Raw genomic sequence first — 294 nt, 5'->3', positions numbered from 1 at the left:
GTTACTCCCGTCGGACCAGGAATCCCTTGAATACCCTGCGGACCTTCTGGACCAGTTGGCCCAATTGGCCCTTGAATCCCTTGTATTCCTTGCAAGCCCTGTGCTCCCGTGCTTCCAGTCGGACCTGTACTTCCCGTCGCTCCTGTTACCCCCGTACTTCCTGTAGCCCCAGTATTTCCCGTTGCTCCTGTTGCTCCTGTACTTCCACTCGGTCCACCGCCCGGACCTGTCGCACCAGTTGGCCCCGTCGGACCAGGAGGTCCTCCTGACGGGCCAGTAATCCCTGTCGGACCT

The 294-nt window shown here is 60.2% G+C and carries 1 pseudogene; it reads right to left on the bottom strand.

Annotated elements, in window-relative coordinates:
* Positions 1–294, bottom strand: a pseudogene (locus MR079_RS28665) (collagen-like protein); the annotation flags it as partial.

It is taken from the genome of Bacillus cereus group sp. BfR-BA-01381 (genome assembly GCF_022663555.1).
In the GTDB taxonomy this organism is placed as follows: domain Bacteria; phylum Bacillota; class Bacilli; order Bacillales; family Bacillaceae_G; genus Bacillus_A; species Bacillus_A pacificus.
Note: the sequence above shows the minus strand (reverse complement) of the source record. Positions and strands in the feature narration are given on the sequence as shown.